Raw genomic sequence first — 19,827 nt, forward strand, 5'->3', positions numbered from 1 at the left:
GGGAGAAGAAAATGTCCAAGTTTCGCATTGTGCTGATCGCGATGACTGCACTGATCATCCTGTTCACAATTACCGCCGTTGCAGATGGTGGGTTGAACCTGTTCACTCCGTTTCTTGGCCCGATTTTCGCAATGAACTGGCAGGGGCAGTTCAATGTCGATTTTGCCACGTACCTTGTTTTATCCGGCATTTGGATGGCATGGCGAAACGGTTTTTCGCGAAGTGGCCTGATCTTGGGCGTTTGTACGCCTCCATTGGGCATCCTCTTTTTCGCGCCGTATCTGATCTACCTGATAGGAGAATCCGGGAGCGACGCACGCAAACTGCTACTCGGCGTCCACGCGTAGCGCGGATCAATTAGAGGAGCTGAAGAAATGGCTGTCTTCCGCGTTTTCCTTGCAACGCTACTCAGCATCATCGTCACCTACACGGCGGTGGTTGTTGCAAATCATGGGCTGAACCTTTTGCCGATCTTCTTTGGTGACATGCTAAAGATGGAGTGGTCCGGCCAGTTCAACCTCGATTTCTTCGGCTTCCTGCTCTTGTCAGCCCTTTGGACAGCATGGCGAAACGGGTTCTCAGCCGCAGGGATGGGGCTGGCAATTCTGGCGCTTTTTTTCGGAGCGCCCTTCTTGACCACCTATTTGCTGGTTTTGAGCTTTCGGACCCAAGGAGATATCCAAGCAATGTTCATGGGTTCGCAGCTCAGCAACAATAGAAAACGTTAACCGCCTCAAAAGCTAAGATTGGCCCTTGGTTTCAGACGAGACGTTCGCCTGCGTCGGGGGACACGCCATCAAAGTGCCACTAGCGGAGACCGTCCCGAGCAGAAACAGAAGCAAGGCTTCGCGATTGTTCAGGAACGTGACCCAGCCCCCTGAAATCGGGTCACTGAGGTGTTAGTAATCCGTCCAAGCAAAGGATGGACTATGAAACGCAGATTTTCAGACGAACAGATCATTGGAATGATCAAGGAATACGAGGCGGGCGTGAAAGCGCAGGAGCTTTGTCGCCGCTACGGCATCAGTGATGCGACCTTCTACAAATACAAAGCAAAGTTTGGCGGCATGAACGTGTCGGATGCCAAGAAGCTGCGAGCGCTGGAAGACGAGAACAACAAGCTGAAGCGTATGCTGGCGGATGCGATGCTGGATAATGCTGCATTGAAGGATCTCGCGACAAAAAACTACTGACGCCTGATGTGAAGCGACGAGCCGTGCGTGATGTGATGGATCAGCATGGCTTGTCCGAGCGTCGGGCGTGTGAATTGGCCGATCTGCATAGGTCAGTCTTTCAGTATCAGAAGCGGGATCAGGGCGATGATGCCCTACGCAAGCGGCTGCGCGAGCTGGCGAACGAACGTCGTCGGTTCGGTTATCGTCGGTTGGGCATCCTGCTGACCAGGGAAGGCTTTGAAGTAAACCACAAGAAGCTGTTCCGGCTCTATCGCGAGGAAGGGCTGGCGGTGCGCCGTAGGCGGTCACGCAAGCGGGCTCTGGGCACGCGGCGACCCATTCTGGTGCCGGATCGCGCCAATCAGCGTTGGTCGTTGGATTTTGTCTCCGACGCTTTCGAAGATGGGCAGCGGTTCCGCGTGTTGTGCATTGTAGATGACTGCACCCGTGAGGCACTGGCAACTGTCGTGGATCGTTCTTTGTCCGGCGCGAGGATGACGCGTGAACTGGATGACCTGGTCCGTCGGCGTGGTCAGCCCGATTTGATCGTCTCCGACAACGGAACGGAAATGACGTCTCATGCAGTGCTGAGATGGTGCCAAGATACCGGAGTTGGCTGGCACTACATCGCGCCCGGCAAACCAATGCAACACGCGTTCGTGGAAAGCTTCAATGGTCGTCTGTGAGATGAATGTTTGAATGAGCATATCTTCGGCAATCTCGCCGAAGCCCGGAAGATCATCGAAAACTGGAGGATCGATTACAACACCCAGCGACCACACACATCACTTGGCGGGCTGGCTCCAGCCGTTTACGCCAATCTCAACCGTGCCACCCGGCCTGCTTCGCTTGAGCTACGCGAGGGCTCCGCTCAGCAGACCTTGACCGCAACCTAATCACGAGAAAGAAACAGGAACGGATTCTGCATCCAAACGGCCCGGATCAAGGGGCTGGGTCAAACGCAATGTTGTCGGCGGTCTCAAACTCATGCTGGATGGCATTGAGTATCTTGTATGCATGTTCGACCGTTATGCCACTCGTGAACGACAGAACCGTTTTGAACAGGAACTCGTCGCGGACGGAGAATTTCTCGAACTGCATTGAGGTAAACCAGCCGTTTAGCTCGGTCACGTTGGTACGCGCAGACGTTCTTATCCTGGTCGATCGAATATCAACGTCCCCAAACGTGCCTGAGCCGATCATCGACACTGACGATATCGCTGATGTGGTCGTTGCGGCGTTGACTGAAGACGGGCATATGGGCGAACGCTACGAAGTCACTGGGCCGCGCCTCATGACCTTCGCCGAGATGGCGTCGTCGTTGAGCGAAGCCATGGGGCGTCCTGTTCAGCACGTGCCGATCACCTTCGAAGACTTCCACGCTAATGTCGCGCAAGCCGGAGATGATTTTGTCGCCAATGTCTTTACAGCGATCGCCCGCGAAACTCTGGACGGTCGCAATGCCCATCTCACCGATGGCGTGCAACGTGCCCTGGGCCGAATGCCACGTGATTTCAACGACTATGCGGTGAAGGCAGCTGCTGATGGTGTCTGGTCATCAAGTGTTTGAAGTCGGCGGCACTCTGCGGGAAGCAATTGGCTTCCCGCCATTCCTCTTCCAAAAATAGAGGTCAAGCATGTCCCTGCTCCCAATTTTCACGCAAATTCAAGAGAGAATGCCCTATCTTCTCAAATTAGATGTTTTCACCTCACCGGTGAGATTTTCGTCCACATGTCAACTGGCAATCGGGTTAGAGTGGAGCGACGAAATAGCGTCGCATCAGGAGAGCAAAGCCGCGTGTCATGGCGAAGATACCGTCGTTGAAAAGCATTCAGGCCTTCGAAGCAGCCTGCCGACATCTGAGTTTCAAGGATGCCGCCGATGAATTATGCGTCACTCCGACTGCCATTTCCCATCAGATCAAATCGCTGGAGGATCAACTTGGGGTGCCCCTGTTCCACCGGCTGACCCGCGCCTTGAAACTGACGGAGGATGGGGCAAATTACGCGCCCCACATTATTGAGGCTTTCAAGAACATCGAAGCTGCCTCTCTCGCGTTGGAGGAAGACGACCTTGCGGGCACATTGACAATCTCAACCACCGGGTCCTTTGCCGCGAACTGGCTTAGCCCGCGGCTGCGAGGCTTTTACGAGAAATACCCGGAGATTTCGGTAAGGGTTCTGTCAAGCGATCAGCTGGTGGATTTCAAGTCCAGCGATGTGGATGTGGCCATTCGGTATGGCTTTGGCGATTATCCTGACAGCAATGTGGCTTGGGTCTTGAATGACTGGGTAGCACCTGTCTGCAGCGCGGAAAAGGCGAAGTCACTGAGCTCTCCCGAAGATCTTCTGAAGTCTCGTCTGATCGAATACCAATGGAGCGGGTATTCCGATGCGGATCCGAGTTGGGAGCGCTGGATGGACGCGGCTGGCTTGCAGACTGGTGATGTCGAGCCCTATGTCACCTATTCCGAGGAACACATCTGCTTGCTGACGGCAAGCGATGGTCATGGTGTGGCCCTGGTCAGCCTTTTGGCCGCCGCGCGTTTTCTGGAACGTAATATGCTGGTTGCCCCCTTTGACACGGCATTGAAGAACAAGAGCTATTTTCTCGTCTGCCCTGAAACATACGCCAATCGTGCTCGCGTTCGTGTGTTCCGGGAATGGCTGTTGGACCAAGCAGATGAGTTTCGCGACAGCGCCGTTGGTCAAAGGTTTTTTGAAGAATAGCGCGTCCGCAGCGATCTAATCCGTCGCTTGAATTTTTGTCATTTCTAAATTGCCGAAAAGCATGCGTTTCTGAGACCCTAATCAGGAGTTCTTGCGCATGCAAAGTTTTGACCCTTCCCAACAGGGACGCTGATGTCCTTGCGACGGGGTCTTACCTGGAGAAGATTTTTTCAGCGACTAGAGATGGCTGAGGTCAGTTCATTCTATTCAGAATTCTCTTCATTTGTACCTGCGCATCACTGGCTTCACCTTTGAATGGTTCATTGCAAACTGACTAGGTGACAAGATGACCACAATCCTGAGAATTGACGCCAGCGTACGCCGCACCGACAACCCCGTTTCGGCCTATAACTCCATTTCCCGCGCTTTGGCGGACAGTTTCGTAGAAGAATGGAAAACGGTTGATCCGGACGTCGAAATTATTCTGCGTGACGTCGGAATGGCACCACCAGATTTCATTTCCAACGATTGGATCGCGTCTGTCTTTACAGCAGAAGAAGAACGCACTCCTGAACAGAGCGCTTTGGTCAGCTTGTCTGACACGCTGATTGACGAACTCGACCGCGCCGACATCCTGCTGATTTCGACGCCCATGTACAACTATGGCATGCCCGCAGCCCTGAAGGCTTGGTTTGATCAGATCATCCGGGTCAACAAGACATTTACGTTTGATTTGGCGCGCGGCGACTTCCCTCTGGAACCGATCATGTCCGGAAAAACACTGGTGCTGCTGACATCGGCTGGCGAATTCGGCTTTGAGAACGGTGGGATTCGCAATGACTCGGGTCACCTTTCTGCGCATATCAGCACATTGCGCAAGTACCTGGGCGCAGAACGCATGTTCGAAGCTGCGGCCGAGTATCAGGAATTTGCCGATGAGCGTCACAAAGCTTCGGTTGCCTCAGCTCAGGCCCAGGCACGTCATATTGCGCGTGAGCTTGCCTAACCGTTAGCAGACCGGCAACTGGAGATGGCTATGGCCGCGACTACAATTCCCGGGTACGCGTCACCGGAGCGTTGCTTGCTCGACTGATCGAAAAACCTGACGCGCATTACTTTTTGTGCGGACCAGTCAGTTTCATGGGCGACGTGCAGGCTGATCTGAAAAGCCAAGGCGTTCCCGCCGAGCAGATCCACACCGAAAGTTTCGGTTCCGCCATGTGATCTCTATAGACGAAGATCTGCAATCGGAAATTAGAACGAGAGGAGTAACAATATGCGCGAGTCATATGATGTGATCATTATTGGTGGGGGCAATGCAGGGTTCGGTGTTTCCTCCGTGGCGCATGAAGCCGGAAAAACCATTGCCTTTATCGAAGCGCGCGATTTTGGCGGCACCTGCCCCAATCGCGGCTGCACGCCAAAGAAGGTTCTGGTGGCAGCTGCCCATGCAATGCACGAGATCGAACAAGCCCCCATCCATGGGATCGAAGTCAGCAAGCCAAATCTCAATTGGACGAAACTGATCGACCGAGAGAAAGACCTGATTGGTTTCATCCCTGAAGCCATGCAGGGGTTGGCCGAAAAACGCGGTGATGTCTTTCGAGGCACCGCGCGTTTTGTCGGGCCGAACGAGGTTGAGGTCGACGGTCATGTTATTCATGGCAAGGACATCGTTATCGCAACAGGATCGAAGCCAAGGCCTCTGCCTATTCCCGGCACGGAGCACATGATCACGTCCGACGAAGTTCTGTCCGATGCGACATTGCCGAAAGAAGTTGTCTTCATTGGCGGCGGCGTCATTGCCATGGAGTTCAGCCATGTCTATGCGCGAGCAGGAGTGCAGGTGACAATCCTTGAAGCGTTGCCACAGTTGCTGCCACGTATGGACAGCGACGCCGTCGCGGCTCTGCAAGCGGAGACCGAACGCCTGGGCGTAGCGGTCAAAACCGGAGTATCGGTGACGGCAATCGAGAAGACTGCAGACGGGTTGCGTGTTGAATTCGAACATGACGGCAGAAATCAAAGTCTTTTGGCCGAGCGGGTCGTCAACGGCGCAGGCCGCGTCGCCAATATCGACGGGCTTAACCTCGATGCCGCCGGTGTCAGGCATGACGGACTTCGTATTCTGATCGACGATACGATGCGGTCCACCTCCAACTCTTCAGTCTGGGTTGCGGGCGATGCTGTCACCAGCTCCGCTCAACTTTCCCCCATTGCAACGTATGAGGGTCAGATTGTCGGCCACAACATCGTGCATGGACCAACTGAAAGGCCGGATTACAGCGTGATCCCCAGCGCCGTCTACACCGTTCCAGCGCTCAGCACCGTGGGCCTGACTGAAGCCGAAGCGCGGGAAAAGGGTCTCGATGTCTCAGTTACGGTTTCTGATATGTCCGGTTGGTTTTCCACCAAGACCTACGCGGAAACGGCAGCCTGGTCCAAAGTTTTGGTCGACAAGAGTACCGATCAAGTACTGGGCGCTCATATTCTGGGCCATCACGGTGACGAACTGATTCATCTCTTTGCGATGGCCATGCGTCACGGGATCTCTGCCAGCGATCTCAAGTCCTCGCTTTATGCGTTTCCGACCTTCGCTGCTGATATGAAATCCTTGATTTAGAGCAGCTTGATACAAGCTGATCCTTCCCAAAGGAGAGCCACTATGAACGATAAAGTCTGTCTGATTACAGGTGTAGGTTACGGAGCTGGAGCATCGGTTGCCCGCCGGTTTGCACGGGACGGATACCGTATTGCCTTGCTGGCCCAGAACGCAGCTAAGTCTATGTCATCAGCCATGAACGCCCGCGCATCTAATATCTGAGAACCGAAGGTATTGGTAACTCTCAATTATGCGCCTTGGACAAGACGAAATCCGCGGCCCGTTAAGGCCTTCAGCATAGTAGCCTCTGCCATCAGAACTGAAAAGCGCCAGTTGTTGGTAGGAGGACTGCATATACGCTTGTGGAGGCGGTAATGAACAGGCGATTGCGTTTGGGCCCGCCAAAGCAAACATTCGAGACTTCTTCTGGGACGAAAATCTTGCCCAGCAGCGTGCCATCCGGGTGGTAACAATGAACGCCGTCCTTTGCGCTCGTCCAGATACGGCCTTGGGTATCGAGCCGAAATCCGTCAAAGACGCCTTCTTCGCATTCAGCAAAGACATACCCGGCTGAGAGCTTGCCGTCTGCACTAACGGAGAACGCGCGGATATGATGCTCTCCGCTTGCGTAACGCGTGCCACCACTGTCAGCGATATACAGCGTTTGCTCGTCCAGCGAAAATGCAAGTCCATTCGGACAGGCGAAGTCAGTAGTCACTTGTGTGACATCGCCAGTGGCCGGATCGAGACGATAGACATGCTCCCCGTCAAGCTCTGGGTCTGCCTGAAACCCTTCGTAGTCAGACTCGATTCCGTAGGATGGGTCACTGAACCAGATCGTGTCATCTGATCGCACCACTACATCGTTGGGGCTGTTGAACCGCTTTCCCTCGAAATGACTGGCCAGAGTCGTAACCGACCCATCATGCTCAATCCGGGTGACACTGCGCGTCCCATGCTCACAAGCCACGATCCGCCCTTGCCGGTCGAGCGTTGAGCCATTCGTGTAGCATCCGAGGCCTGAGCGGATGTCTCCGACTGCTCCGGTCAGTTCGTCCCAGCGGAGCCGTCGATCATTGGGAATGTCGCTCCAGATCAGGCATCTGAACGTCGGAGAATACACCGGTCCTTCTGTCCATTTGCCGCCTGTCCAGATTTTCTCGATCGGCTCATCCAGTTTGACGCTGCGTCTGAACCGATCATCACGGATTTCGTATGTGTCTGTCTTGGTCATTGGCAATACTGGCTCGGGTTGCTACAAAATACATAGCAATATAGATCGCTACAGAAAGTATAGCAAGTGACTAAGATACCGATACCAGGTCAGTCTGTCCGTGGTTCAAAAAGCGGCGCGCCCATTATGGCTCTGTTCGACCTGCTTGGACGGCACTGGGCTATGGGAGTCCTTTGGACGCTGAGCGAGGCTGGCCCATGCACATTCCGAAAGCTGCAAGAAGAATGCGAAACAATCTCACCTGCGGCACTCAACACCCGACTGAAAGAGCTTCAAGCGGCGGGATTTGTTCATCGCGTTGCCGAAGGATATGCGTCGACTGATCTGGGGCAACACCTCTATGATCATCTCTGCCCACTCGGAGACTTCAGCAAGGAATGGGCGAAACACTTACACGCTCAGGAATAGGAGAGCGGACGTTCAGAATCATAGATTGAAGGTTCGGTTTGTCCTGCGATCCAGCTCTCTGTCACCGCTGAGTTCGTGCAGATACAGCGAACAGCTTGTGTGGATGGCTCCTGCATAGCAAGACGTTTTTGATCTGATTTGTGCATTTGTCAGAAGCAGTCATGTGTCCGGCCTGTTTGCGCGGTTTTGACCGCTGGCCCTGATGGGTTCCGCAAACCAAGTTCCTATCAGCTTTGCGGGCTGCAATACCCGAGCCATTCGGCGGAGTGCCCTGGTTTTGGCGGCAGACTTATGCACCATCATCTCGCAGGTCTTGCTTACTCGTGGTTCTTTTCTCCTCAGACCATATGTGGATTGTAAGGTGCGCTGCGGGTGAGAACGGCCCAGACAATCCGTGCTGTCTTGTTCGCCATGGCGACTGTGGCAACCCGAGCGGTTTTGCGTTCGAGCAATGATGCCAACCATTTGCTTGCGCGTTCCGGATGTGACCGGGTTTGCCGCACCAGCGATGTCATCCCGACGACCAGCAGTTGCCTGAGATATTGGTCGCCCATCTTCGTGATCCGACCAAGCCTCTCTTTCCCTCCGCTGGATTTGTTCGCTGGCGTCAGACCGAGCCATGCAGCAAACTCGCGTCCATTGCGGAACTGATGCCCGTCGCCGATGCTGGCGATGATTGCCGAGGCTGTAACAGCGCCGACGCCAGGTATGGTGCGCAGCAGACGAACACGCGCGTCTTCTTTGGCGACCTGCTTCAACCGTCCCTCGTACCAACGTATCCGCTTGTGCAGAGCCATGAGTTGCTCGGACAGGTTTCGGATCACCTCGTTGGCAATGTCGGGCAAATCAAGAGCTTCACCGAGTGTTATTTCTTCAGCAAAGCCAATCACACGAGCCAAGCCTCTTGGGATGTAAATACCAAACTCGGCGACCAATCCACGCAAGCCATTGATCAGCTGTGTTCTTTGACGGACCAAAAGATCACGAGCTCGGTGTAGTGACAGAAGAGCCTGTTGTTCGACTGTTTTGATCGCCACGAAGCGCATGGTCGGCCGCGTGACCGCTTCGCAGATCGCCTCTGCGTCTATCGCATCGGACTTGCCACGTTTGACGTAAGGCTTCACGTACGTTGGCGGGATAAGACGCACGTCGTGACCCAGGGCGGTAAGCTCTCGGGCCCAATGATGGGCGCTGCTGCAGGACTCCATGCCGATCAGGCACGGATCCAGTTTCGCGAAGAAAGGCAGAACTTGTGCACGCCGAAGCGGACGATTGAAGACGACCGTGTCATCCTCAGAAATGCCGTGAACTTGAAAAACGTTCTTGGCCAGATCCAGACCAATGGTGGTAACTTGCATGGGGTGGCTCCTCTCAGAAAGCAGACATAGACACCTGCAATATGGCGCATCGCGACGCCGGTTGGAGCAGGAGCCATCCACCCCATCAGCTTTGCGGGTTCGACCGCTGCATCCAAGTGGTCTGCCAGATGTCTCCTTCGGGCCATGAGCGGCTGATTGGATTAGTGAACCTGCACCGAATTTAGGTTGTGCAGCTTGTCGGGGTTGCGCACGATCAGAATTTCCTGAACGAACCCAGCCTCGTTAAAGGTTGCAGAGACAGCCGAGCTTGTTTGCCCGTCAGCCTGAATCAAAACGCCGTGCGCTCCATTCAGATCTGCCCGAGTCCAATCAAGCTCTGCCCAATAGCGCCGCAACTTGCGAGAGACGAAATCACAGATCGCGTCCCGGCCAAGGATCGGATCACGTATCGCCGCCACTTTGCCACCACCGTCTGTGCTCAACCTTGCGTCCTGAGCCAGCATTCGAGTCAACGGACCGAGCTCGCCGGTCTCTACGGCTGATTGAAACGCCGTCAGAAACTCTTCCTGGCGCGGTTCTGGTGTTGCGTGGCGTGTCTTCGATTGGCTAACACTTGCTCGAGCACGCGACACCAGTTTTCGACTGCTGGGTTCTGATACGTCCAGCGTCTCCGCAATTTCGCCATAAGAGAGATCGAAGATGTCGTGCAGCAGGTAGGCCGCTCGTTCCTTTGGGGTCAGCCGTTCCAGCATCATCATGAACGCCATCGACAGAGATGAGGCCAGCTCAACCCTCGTCTCGGCCTCGGGCGGCACAGCAACCTGAATGGGTTCAGGTAGCCAGGCGCCGACATAGTCCATCCGTGCCCGGTCCCCCGTTCGACGCATGTCGAGACAGCGGCGGGTACAGACCGAGATAAGCCAGCCCGCGGTGTTCTCGATTTCCGATCGATCGGTGCTGGCCCATTTCAGGAATGTGTCCTGTACCGCATCTTCAGCGTCGTTGAACGAGCCTAAAATGCGATAAGCCAGACCGTTGAGGCGAGGTCTGAGATCCTCAAAAAAGAGGACCTCAGCCTGTGCAAGCTCAGTGTTTGGATACATTGATCCGGTTCCAGAGATTGATCATGCTTATCTCAGTCGTGAGAAGTCCGATCTCGGTATCCGAGAAATGCTTACGCAGTTTCGCGCGAATGGATCCAAGGTCCAGCTTCGGGTCAAGGATTGTCAGCGCTTCGGTCCATTCCAATCCCGCCTTTTCTGCCTCAGAGAAATCCCGGACATGGTCCCAAACAATAACCCGGTCAAGCCGTTCGCTGGTTTCTCCATCTTGCCGCGCCTCAGTCGTGTGCATCTTCACGCAGAACCCGCAGCGATTGATCTGCGAGGCCCGCAGCCGAAGAAGATGGCGCAGCTTTGAATCAAGTCCCTTGCCATCGAGAACCTCGTGAACGCCCGCGAGAGTTTGTAAGACATCCGGGATCGCGGTTTCATATTTGATCGCGTTTGAACTCGTCATGGTCTATTTCCTATCGTTGATGTTCTACTTTGATGACGATTCACGGCCACCTTTTGTGACGCGTTGGCGCGCAATTGTTGCCATGCATCTGAAATGAAAGACATTCTTCTTTCTTCACTAACAGTTTCAGGTTTACGGGGCGGCACCCAACAGGCCGCGCTACAGGTTGTTGTGGTGTCAATGTCGATTGGGGCGATGAAAGTGCCGAAGCGCCTGGAAACCCACTTGCGACAGAACCTCTTATTCATCACCCACGACGACCAACGCTGAAGCCTCAATTGGTTCGCCCCCCAACACCAGATCAGAGTGGTCGTTTGCGTTTAGACTGACCGACACGACGTTCTCCCCCTGTTGCAATCCCGTCAAGTGAAACGCGGTTCCGTAGAGCCGCGTGACCTTTATGCCATTCAGGTAGAGATGGGCATGGCCTTCGTTTGTCGTATTGGCTTGGTTGACCCGCTCAGGTGCAAACCGAAAGTTCTCGACAGCCACGTAGACATTCCAACCGGCGAGCGCGTCCTTCTCAACTTTGATCCACACTTTCGGTGCGTTTTCTGGATCAACCTCGACTTGGCTGTGAATTTGGGCATGGCCATGCGCTTTGTCGACCGGCTGATTTACGTCAAAGGTTCTGACCGCAGGTGCGAACAGTATACCAAGTAACAGGCAGCCGAGGGTCCAATACAGGACGTATATCAGCGGAACCTCAATTCTTCTAAATAGTTTCATGGCAACCTCCGAACGAGATGTGCTGCTCTGGGCCTCGTAGATCAGGCCGTTGCGACCTTGGCAGATCTTCGAACCGTGAACTTCAGCCGTTGCCCATATCCCAACAGCAGCAGGATCAGCGCGGTGGCAATGATGGGCAGATGGCCAATCAGTTCCTTCAGCGCTTCGTCCTGCTCGCTTTGCAAGATGAACACAGCGTTGGAGATTAGCATCAACCCGGCAACAACGAGGATGTTCAATCGGGTGACAACGCCAAGGACCAAGATAAGACCAAAAACGACTTCCATAACCCCGGCAGAAAGGACAAAGAGCCTGTCGCTGAACCAGTCGAAGCCAAGAAGTTGCATGAAGTTCCATTGATACTCAGAGAGGTATGCCTGGCCGAGCGCGGCACCGTGCAGCTTCTCAAAAAAACCGAGCATGATCAGCGAAAGCCCAGTAAATATTCGCAGCATGTCTACAGAGTACGGTTTCAATTTTGCGCGCAATTCATCGGTCGGGAAATAATTGAAGAGCAGGAAGAGCGCGATACCTACGACGTTGACATATTCGAACGACCGAACGACGCCGAACTGGATCATCATACCCATGAACAGGATCAGCATCAGGATGGCGGCATGGTGCAGGAAGTGGTTACTCAGCAAGAGAATCCCGATCCCGGCCTGCAGGAACACCAGAAACAGCCCAAACCCGCCCTGGGCCTGCAGGTGAGGGGCGACCAGTGCGCCATCATAGGCGGTCAAAAGAAAGGAAATACCGGTAAGGATCCGCATCAGCTCCATGACATCATGGCGAATTTTGGTGTTGGCGATCGGAACAGTCGGCAACCGAGAGTCGAGGAAGATTGCAGTTCCAATCAGGACAGTCGCGATCGCGATCCAGATCAATACAGCGGGGTCGAACAGAGTATAAGGCTCGAATGTTGCAACCTCGGGGCTGTTGGGATCGACAAACCAACGGACATGCGCCTGTGATTCATTCGGAACTATCAGCAGGCCCACCAACCCAGCGAGGCCAAATGCTGGCTGTCTTGGTTTCTTCCGGTCAGGACTGGTCAGACACTGGCGGGCAGGCCGCTGGATCGTGGCAAAAAGACGATGTTGAACACTTGGCATGTCGCGATCCTTTCGTATCCCAGGACAGCAGTTGATTTGGATTGGCTTAACTCGGCGCGGTAGGCCGAATGCCCCGTCTCATATACCCGAACCATCGGGTGAAGTCCGACTGGAGAATGACTGTAGCTGCGATCGCCATCACCATGCCAGGCCAGGTTGCCAATGGTGGCAGGGTGTTTCCCGCAAACAAACCGATCAAAAGCACCAGAGTCGGGTTCAGGAATGTGTAGGACATCACACGGGTCGGGCCGATCCGGGTTGTACTCCACTGAAACAGGAAAAAAGTAACAATGGTGGTGAAGACCGACAAATAGGTGATGCCTGCCAAAGTGCGGATCGGGATTTCGGCCCAGGAGACACTGCCAAGACGGGGCAGAGAAACTAACAAAAGCCAGATCGATCCGGTGGCCAATATCCAGAAGGTCATGCGGGCCATAGGCTCGCCTTTGTGCAGGACTTTGACCAGTGTGGTATATCCAGCGAGCGCAATTGTGCCTGCAAAGAACAACAGGTCGCCCATACCAATCTGCAGTGCCAGAAGTGCGGTCAGATCACCCCGGAATATCACCCAAATCGCGCCAATCGCGCCTAGGGGAAGCGCAATACGCGCGGCTGGGGTCATCCGCTCGCGCAACAGGATTGCTGCGATGCCTGCGGTAATGACGGGGCTTACCGAGAAGATTGCGGCGGTGTTCAGCGGTGTGGTCATTCTTAGGGATGCAAACATGCACCAGAAAAACGTGACCAGCAGAAGGCTGAGCAAACTGTAGCGCAACAGGTCGCGCAGGCTGGGACAGACGATGCCGAAGCGCCAAACCACCAGCGGAGCGAATAGCAATGTCGCAAGAGCGAACCGCACAAAAGTCAGCACAACACTGTCCAGCCTGTCTGTGATGGCGGCGACTACCGGGAAGGACGTCGCGACCAAGAATGTCGCAACCAGCATCAGGCAGTGAACATGCAGATCGGCTCTGAATAGTGCTGGTTTGACGGATGCGTTTGGGTCGAAGGACATGGCAACCTCCTATTCTGCTGCGAATGCGGTAAAGCTGGCGGGGTAAGGACCAGAGTAGGAAATCTGCTCAAGCGGATATCGATTGCTCGGCACCTCGCGCACACGCAGATCGTGCGGAAGGCGATGGGCCTCGGCGGCGCGGCCGATGGTGATCCCCACCTCAAGTCGAAACCGGTCTGGTAAACCCAAAACTGTGGTCGCGTGTTCGAAATCAAGGCCCGCCATGGCATGGGCAGCGTAGCCAAGCGCGGTTGCTTGAAGCGCGATTTGCATCCAGGCGGACCCAGCATCGAAGCTGTTATATTTCGAGATCATCTCGGGCCTGTCTTCATCAGCTGGCATCACCTTGTCCGAGATCAGAAAGATCAGCGCCGATGCCGATCCGGCCCATTGCCGGTTTTCTGGGTTCAGCACCGACAGGAAATCTGTCCAATGTTTGTCGGTGCGATGGGCATACAGAAATCGCCATGGCTGGACATTGAATGCAGAGGGTGCCCAACGGCCTGCTTCAAGGATGGTCAGAAGATCGGCATTGGGCATGGGTTTTGCTTCATATGCGCGTGGGGACCAGCGATCCAGGAAGAGCGGTTCGATTGGATGGTGGGCGGTTCTGAATGTTTGCATTTCGGGACTCCTAGTCATCTACTCGGACGTTCTGTCCTGCCGTGGATGCGTGGCCAAAATCGCCTACGCAGCTTGATGCCTTATGAAATACAGTGATGCATGAAGGTATAGAATACGGCTATCGATGAACTCTTACTTCACTTAAAGTAAATAATCATGGACCGTATGACCGCCCTTACCGTGTTTCGAACCGTGGTCGAGCTTGGCAGTTTCGCAGCTGCGGCGCGCAAGCTGAACCTGTCTCCTGCTGCCATCAGTAAGAATGTCGGCGAGTTGGAGGAGCATCTTTCGGCGCGTCTGATCAATCGCACGACCCGGCGGATGAGTCTCACCGAGGCCGGCACGCTGTATTTCGAGCGTGTCGTGCAAGTCTTGGATGATTTGAAAGAAGCCGACGCAACACTTCAGGCCATTCAGGATACGCCTTCGGGCGTTTTGCGTGTGAGCGCACCAGTTACGGTGACGCTGATTGGCCTGTCGGAAAAAATCCCGAAGTTTCTCAACCGATATCCCGAACTGACGTTGGACCTGAGGTTGGATGACCGGCGGGTCAACCTGGTTGAAGAAGGGTTTGATATTGCCCTGCGCGGGAGTGACGATCTTGAAGATTCGGGACTGATTGCGCGAAAGTTGATGATCATGGATCACGTCGTCTGCGCGGCACCATCTTATTTCGAACAGCACGGTCGTCCAACCCGACCCGAGGACCTGGCGTTGCACAATTGCGTCCAGTTCACCTTGTCGGACCATGCCGTTCAATGGACTTTCATACAGGGCAGGCGAACTGTCAAAGTCCCCGTCCGGGGCCGCTACAAAGTTTCGTCCAGCCTTGCGGTCCGGGATGCTTTGCGTGCCGGGTTTGGTCTGAGCCTTGTCCCTCGAATGTATGTCGCGGAAGATCTGGCCGCGGGACGGCTGAGTACGGCTCTGGAAGACTGGAGGCCGAACGAAACCGGACTCTACGCCGTTTATCCCTCCCGACGCTACGTGATGTCGAAGGTCCGGGTGTTTCTCGAGTTTCTTGTTGAAGAGCTTCAGGGATAGAAGCGCCCGCATCTTACGCCCGAATGCGCCGACCCACTGCGATGTTAGTAGTAGACCGCACTGCGTTGACGGAAAGAACTGTTCAGTGGGCATCATTGCGTCCTCACCATTGGAGCTAAATCGGGTGCAGCCCGTCGGGTATGTTCCAGCAATCGCGGAAGGTAGGCCCTGGCAGGGGCGCGCATCCTGGCGGATGCACGTCCTTTCCCGCCTCGCCACACTGAGATATTCGCAATACGCCGGCGTGACACGGCTATGGGCAAGGTTATGTCAGAGATCTGGGAGCTTTTGGCAATTCGCCAACCAAACGTTGTTCGGTAGCCCGATTTGATCCAATAAGAACCGAGCCACGGTCTAATCCTGTTTTAGGAGCATGCTCTCCCAGGCCAAGCCGATGCATCCACGAGTTTTGCTGCCGTTTTCTTTGTTAGTGCGTAGATCTGCTGCCTCGCATTATCGGGAGGGAGTCGCTTGGAAGACGCGAGGCAAACAGTCCGCTCGATTGGAGGGGCGACAATCTCCGCGGCCCTGATCGACCCGGCCGGAATTTCGTGAGCTATTGCCGCTTTGGATACGATGGAATAGCAGGACCCTTGAGAGGCCAGCCTGACCAACACTGAAGGCGCGTCAGCCTCAAACTGAATCCTCAGACGCACGCCGGAGTCGCTTGACCATCGCTCAAGGACCAACCGCAGCCCATGCGGAGGCCTGGTGCCGACCAGAGGCGCATCCGACAATTGTTCAGCTGCAATGGTTTCTTCTTGAACCAAAGGGGCATCAGGAGCGCCTATCAGTTGCAGATGTTCGGTCAGAAGGCGCTCCGATGTGTAGTCTTCAGTCTCGTCTACGTTAAAAAGAACGGCTATGTCGCAACGACCCTCTCGAAGTTGAGTTGCGAGATCGCCGCTCATCAGTTCAAACACATGCAGTTGTACGCCAGGAAATTCTTCCGCAGCGGCTTGCATGAGAGGCGGGGCAAGCACCGGACAAACTGACCCGGGCAATCCGAGTCGAACTTCGCCAATCAGTTCGTCTGAGCCCCTTCGGTACCGACGTTCCGCGCTGTCGACCTGGGCTAGAATGTCTCGCGCTCGGTCGCTGAAGTCTCGCCCGTCTGCCGTGGCTGAGACGCCATGCGCACTCCGATCCAGTAGCCTTGTCCCGAGCGCATCTTCCAGTTTCTGCACATGCTGGCTCAGGGCTGGTTGTGCTATATTCAGCGACTTCGCGGCCTTGGAAAAGCTCCCTAGGTCAAGTACGCGAAGGAAGCTGCGAATATGCTTATTCTCGATCATCTTATTATAATGAATCGCGATACTATAAATATCAACATTGTATTTCTGTATTTTGAGGCATTTCGTTAAGGTTCCGAAGATGGGCACTTCAGCCGTGCTCGATGGGAGGAACCAACATGAAGCTTTCGAAATTACTCACCTATTCTGTGGCTGCCTTTGCCTTTGCAGCACCTGCCTGGGCCGAATTCCCGGAAAAACCGATCAATCTTGTGGTCGGTTTCCGTGCTGGCGGCGGCAGCGACACGGCGGCACGTATTCTGGCGACCGAGATGGAAAACGCGCTTGGTCAGAAGATCATCGTCGAGAACCGCGGTGGCGCCGGCGGTGCTGTTGCAACAGAATATGTGCGCGCGCAGGACGGCGACGGGTATACAATCGGGTTTGCAGTCGCGACAACCTTTTCCTTCACTCCGCTCACTGGCAGCGTCGGCTACACGCCCGACGATGTGAGCTTTATCGCCACCACCCATGGATATCGCACCGTGTTGGCGGCACCCCCCAATGCGCCTTTTGATGACTGGGCCGGAATGCTTGAGACCGCGAAGGAGCGAGGCTGGATCAATTATGCCTCAATTATCCCGCTGGATCGCGCAATCATGCAATACATCGGCAAACAGGAAGACGTGGCTGTGAACATCGTGCCAACGCGTGGCGGCGCTGGAGCACGCCAGGCCGTCCTGGGCGGTCATGTCGATCTGGGATTCTCCGGCTCGAATGCTCTCCCGATGATGGAAGACGGTGCTTTGAAAGTGGTCGCGGCGCTTAACCCGGAAGGTATTGAGGAACATGCCGACATCCCGACGCTCAACGGTCTTGGCTATGATGCGAGCGTGGTTGAAGCGGCCGTCTTCTTCGGGCCTGCTGATATGGATCCAGACGCATTGGCAAAATTGGAAGCCGCGCTGGCCGAAGCGGTTCAGTCTGAAGAGTTCAAGGACTTCGTGAACAACAAGTTCCGCGGTTTTGAGACCTTCAAGACGGGGCCGGAGACAGCCGAAGGTATCGCGGCGGATGCGGTTGCCTATCAGGAGCTCCTCAAGGTCATCGCGGAGTAAGGTGCGATGACGCATCCTCCCAAGGGATCTGGCGACGTCGCGTCGCCAGGCCTCGCAACCGACCTCATCCTCGGGATTGTGATCGCCATCTTCAGCCTCGCGCTGATTTTCTGGATCATCCCGGCTCAGGTGAATGACGCAGGCGCCTTCGGGCTTCCGCCCAGCCTCGCGCCTCGCGCCCTGGCATGGCTCATGGCCGCACTCGGGGCCATTCTGATTGTGCAGAACCTACGCTCCGGCGTCGAAGATCCCCTCGCCGGTCGGCTCACTTGGGCGGACGTCGGGCACCTCGCACTCTGCATCGTTGCCGTTGCCGTGATGCTCGCCGTCATGGGCCTGGTTGGTGAAGCCGTTGACACGCCTTATGCCGGTTTCTGGGTGGCGGCGCCCCTTGGGTTGATCGCTTTCACGTTGATCCACAGCCGTGCGCCACTTTGGGCTTACGCGTTCAATGCTCTGGCCGCACCTGCGGTTATCTACGCTGGCTTCTGGTGGGGCCTCGAGCTTCCGCTGCCCTGAAGGGAAAGATGATGGACCTCATTATTGCAGCAATGCTCGACGCCCTGTCACTGACGACGTTTCTGTCCGTCGTGCTGGGCGTGGTGATCGGGATCGTGATCGGTGCGGTCCCCGGCCTGAACGCGCCCATGGCGATCGCCGTTGCCATCCCGCTTACGTTCACCATGGCGCCGCTTGCGGCTATCGGGATGCTGGTGGGTGTGATGAAGGGCGGGGGGTTCGGAGGCGCAATCGGAGCCATCTTGCTCAACACACCAGGCGAGCCGCATTCGGCCGCCACCACGCTCGACGGCCACCCGCTGGCCAAATCGGGAAAACCGCGCCGAGCGTTGCAAACTGCGCTCTATTCTTCGGTAGCGGGGGACAGCTGTTCGGACCTCGTGCTGATCCTTCTGGCGCCCACGCTTGCCATTTTCGCCCTGCGCGCCGGACCGGTGGAGCTGGCCGCGATCCTGGTGATCTCGCTCACGCTCATCGCCTCACTCTCGGGGCGCTCGCTAGCCAAAGGCATCTTTGCGGCAGCACTCGGCGCGTTTTTGGCCACCATCGGCGTAGATCCGGAAACCGCCGCGCCTCGCTTCACGTTTGGAATGGTCGATCTGTTTGACGGCCTGCCACTAGCGGCCGTGGCCATCGGCGTCCTTGCGGTCCCGGAAATTATCCTGCGCCTTCAGGAAGGCCGGAACTACCGCCCGGAGGATGCCAAGGCTGTCGCTACAAGCAAAGGCGAAGATCGTCTGCCATTCCGTGAATTCCTGACGCTGAAGAAGACGGTTTTCCGTGGTGCCGGGATCGGCACAGCGATTGGTGCTCTGCCGGGTCTTGGCACGACGCTCGCCGCCTTCCTCAGCTATGCCGCGACAAAGCGCTTCTCGAAAGCGCCTGAAAAACTCGGCACGGGCGTTCCCGAAGGCATCGCGGCGACGGAAAGCGCAAACTCGGCTGTATCAGGCGCAAACCTCATCCCGCTTTTGACCCTCGGCATTCCCGGCAACTTGACCGCGGCGTTGCTGGTTGGAGCTTTCCTGATCCACGGGGTTACGCCCGGCCCGCTGATTTTTCAGCGCGATGCTTCGCTCATCTACGGCCTCTTTGCCGCGATGATTATGGCCAACGTAATGGTGCTCGTTGTCGGCAGCATCGGGCTTCGGGTCTTTGCTTTGATCGTCAAAGTGCCACCTTTCGTGGTTTATCCCATCGTACTCTTGCTCTGCGTCGTTGGGATATACATTAGCCAAGGCGGGTTCTTTGCGGTCTGGGTGATGCTGGGATTTGCAGTGTTGGGCTTCTTCATGCTCAAACTCGAAATCTCGATTGTCTGCTTCATCATTGGTCTCGTCCTGGGTCCCATGATTGAACTGTCGATCCGGCAATCGGTGATTTTGCTCAGCCGCAGCCCGTCTGCCATTCTCGATCATCCCTTTGCGCTGGTGCTCTTCGCCGCGACGCCCTTCGTCGCTTGGCTCCTGGTCCGAGACCGCCAGCGCCTGTCCGACGGCTAAAGA

The 19,827-nt window shown here is 55.6% G+C and carries 22 protein-coding genes and 1 pseudogene; 13 read left to right on the forward strand and 10 right to left on the reverse strand.

The features are described from left to right. The first annotated feature begins 11 nt into the window (after positions 1-11). From ACR0EV_RS17385 to ACR0EV_RS17395, 3 genes and pseudogenes are all read left to right on the forward strand, one after another. A complete protein-coding gene (locus tag ACR0EV_RS17385; RefSeq protein WP_480801248.1) occupies positions 12-347 on the forward strand; it encodes a hypothetical protein in 336 nt (111 codons plus the stop codon). A 27-nt stretch (positions 348-374) separates the two neighbouring features. Beyond that, positions 375-728, forward strand: a complete 354-nt coding sequence (locus ACR0EV_RS17390; protein WP_480801249.1) for a hypothetical protein — start codon at positions 375-377, stop codon at positions 726-728. A 201-nt stretch (positions 729-929) separates the two neighbouring features. Then, positions 930-2,071, forward strand: a pseudogene (locus ACR0EV_RS17395) (IS3 family transposase). A 46-nt stretch (positions 2,072-2,117) separates the two neighbouring features. Here the strand turns inward: ACR0EV_RS17395 and ACR0EV_RS17400 are convergent. Further along, positions 2,118-2,306: a hypothetical protein gene (locus tag ACR0EV_RS17400; protein ID WP_480801250.1), complete on the reverse strand. Its 189-nt coding sequence runs from the start codon at positions 2,304-2,306 to the stop codon at positions 2,118-2,120. Positions 2,307-2,361: 55 nt separating this feature from the next. On the opposite strand from ACR0EV_RS17400, the gene ACR0EV_RS17405 reads away from it, so the two are divergent. From ACR0EV_RS17405 to ACR0EV_RS17425, 5 genes are all read left to right on the forward strand, one after another. Further along, positions 2,362-2,745, forward strand: a complete 384-nt coding sequence (locus ACR0EV_RS17405; protein WP_480801251.1) for a Rossmann-fold NAD(P)-binding domain-containing protein — start codon at positions 2,362-2,364, stop codon at positions 2,743-2,745. Between the two features lie 233 nt (positions 2,746-2,978). Continuing rightward, complete coding sequence (gene gcvA, locus ACR0EV_RS17410) at positions 2,979-3,905, forward strand: transcriptional regulator GcvA (protein WP_480801252.1); 927 nt, start codon at positions 2,979-2,981, stop codon at positions 3,903-3,905. A 286-nt stretch (positions 3,906-4,191) separates the two neighbouring features. Further along, positions 4,192-4,851, forward strand: a complete 660-nt coding sequence (locus ACR0EV_RS17415; protein ID WP_480801253.1) for an FMN-dependent NADH-azoreductase — start codon at positions 4,192-4,194, stop codon at positions 4,849-4,851. Positions 4,852-5,121: 270 nt separating this feature from the next. Then, on the forward strand, positions 5,122-6,468 hold the full coding sequence (locus ACR0EV_RS17420) for a dihydrolipoyl dehydrogenase family protein (RefSeq protein ID WP_480801254.1): 1,347 nt from the start codon (positions 5,122-5,124) through the stop codon (positions 6,466-6,468). A gap of 42 nt (positions 6,469-6,510) precedes the next feature. After that, positions 6,511-6,669, forward strand: a complete 159-nt coding sequence (locus ACR0EV_RS17425; RefSeq protein ID WP_480801255.1) for a hypothetical protein — start codon at positions 6,511-6,513, stop codon at positions 6,667-6,669. Between the two features lie 91 nt (positions 6,670-6,760). On the opposite strand, the gene ACR0EV_RS17430 is transcribed toward ACR0EV_RS17425, so the two are convergent. Then, positions 6,761-7,681, reverse strand: a complete 921-nt coding sequence (locus tag ACR0EV_RS17430) for an SMP-30/gluconolactonase/LRE family protein (protein WP_480801256.1) — start codon at positions 7,679-7,681, stop codon at positions 6,761-6,763. Between the two features lie 126 nt (positions 7,682-7,807). Here ACR0EV_RS17430 and ACR0EV_RS17435 point away from each other — a divergent pair, with 126 nt between their 5' ends. After that, positions 7,808-8,089, forward strand: coding sequence for a winged helix-turn-helix transcriptional regulator (locus ACR0EV_RS17435; RefSeq protein ID WP_113788289.1), 282 nt, complete (start codon positions 7,808-7,810; stop codon positions 8,087-8,089). A 338-nt stretch (positions 8,090-8,427) separates the two neighbouring features. On the opposite strand, the gene ACR0EV_RS17440 is transcribed toward ACR0EV_RS17435, so the two are convergent. The 7 genes from ACR0EV_RS17440 to ACR0EV_RS17470 form a co-directional block, all read right to left on the reverse strand. Then, the gene (locus tag ACR0EV_RS17440; protein ID WP_480801257.1) at positions 8,428-9,447 is read right to left on the reverse strand and encodes an IS110 family RNA-guided transposase; all 1,020 of its coding nucleotides are present in this window, start codon (positions 9,445-9,447) and stop codon (positions 8,428-8,430) included. Between the two features lie 161 nt (positions 9,448-9,608). Next, positions 9,609-10,511, reverse strand: coding sequence for an RNA polymerase sigma factor SigJ (sigJ, locus tag ACR0EV_RS17445; protein ID WP_480801258.1), 903 nt, complete (start codon positions 10,509-10,511; stop codon positions 9,609-9,611). Continuing rightward, complete coding sequence (locus ACR0EV_RS17450; RefSeq protein ID WP_480801259.1) at positions 10,495-10,926, reverse strand: carboxymuconolactone decarboxylase family protein; 432 nt, start codon at positions 10,924-10,926, stop codon at positions 10,495-10,497. Before ACR0EV_RS17450 ends, sigJ begins: the two co-directional genes overlap by 17 nt. Before the next feature lie 240 nt (positions 10,927-11,166). Beyond that, complete coding sequence (locus ACR0EV_RS17455) at positions 11,167-11,655, reverse strand: hypothetical protein (RefSeq protein ID WP_480801260.1); 489 nt, start codon at positions 11,653-11,655, stop codon at positions 11,167-11,169. A 41-nt stretch (positions 11,656-11,696) separates the two neighbouring features. After that, positions 11,697-12,659 carry a DoxX family membrane protein gene (locus tag ACR0EV_RS17460; protein WP_480801261.1) on the reverse strand — a complete coding sequence of 321 codons (963 nt, stop codon included), beginning with the start codon at positions 12,657-12,659 and terminating at the stop codon, positions 11,697-11,699. A 157-nt stretch (positions 12,660-12,816) separates the two neighbouring features. Beyond that, positions 12,817-13,785: a DMT family transporter gene (locus tag ACR0EV_RS17465; protein WP_480801262.1), complete on the reverse strand. Its 969-nt coding sequence runs from the start codon at positions 13,783-13,785 to the stop codon at positions 12,817-12,819. A gap of 9 nt (positions 13,786-13,794) precedes the next feature. After that, entirely contained in the window at positions 13,795-14,409 is a 615-nt protein-coding gene (locus ACR0EV_RS17470; protein WP_480801263.1) for a nitroreductase family protein, read from the reverse strand. A gap of 156 nt (positions 14,410-14,565) precedes the next feature. Between ACR0EV_RS17470 and ACR0EV_RS17475 the strand changes: the two genes are divergently transcribed. Continuing rightward, positions 14,566-15,453: a LysR family transcriptional regulator gene (locus ACR0EV_RS17475; protein ID WP_480801264.1), complete on the forward strand. Its 888-nt coding sequence runs from the start codon at positions 14,566-14,568 to the stop codon at positions 15,451-15,453. 365 nt (positions 15,454-15,818) lie between these two features. Here the strand turns inward: ACR0EV_RS17475 and ACR0EV_RS17480 are convergent, their stop codons facing one another. After that, positions 15,819-16,835: a LysR family transcriptional regulator gene (locus ACR0EV_RS17480; RefSeq protein ID WP_480801265.1), complete on the reverse strand. Its 1,017-nt coding sequence runs from the start codon at positions 16,833-16,835 to the stop codon at positions 15,819-15,821. Positions 16,836-16,864: 29 nt separating this feature from the next. On the opposite strand from ACR0EV_RS17480, the gene ACR0EV_RS17485 reads away from it, so the two are divergent. Genes ACR0EV_RS17485 through ACR0EV_RS17495 form a run of 3 tightly spaced genes read left to right on the forward strand, consistent with a single transcriptional unit; the run spans position 16,865 to position 19,824 of the window. Next, positions 16,865-17,803, forward strand: a complete 939-nt coding sequence (locus tag ACR0EV_RS17485; protein WP_480801266.1) for a tripartite tricarboxylate transporter substrate binding protein — start codon at positions 16,865-16,867, stop codon at positions 17,801-17,803. 6 nt (positions 17,804-17,809) lie between these two features. Beyond that, entirely contained in the window at positions 17,810-18,322 is a 513-nt protein-coding gene (locus ACR0EV_RS17490; protein ID WP_480801267.1) for a tripartite tricarboxylate transporter TctB family protein, read from the forward strand. Positions 18,323-18,330: 8 nt separating this feature from the next. Beyond that, on the forward strand, positions 18,331-19,824 hold the full coding sequence (locus ACR0EV_RS17495) for a tripartite tricarboxylate transporter permease (protein WP_480801268.1): 1,494 nt from the start codon (positions 18,331-18,333) through the stop codon (positions 19,822-19,824). Positions 19,825-19,827: the final 3 nt, after the last annotated feature.

This window comes from Ruegeria sp. CF8, from assembly GCF_056537285.1.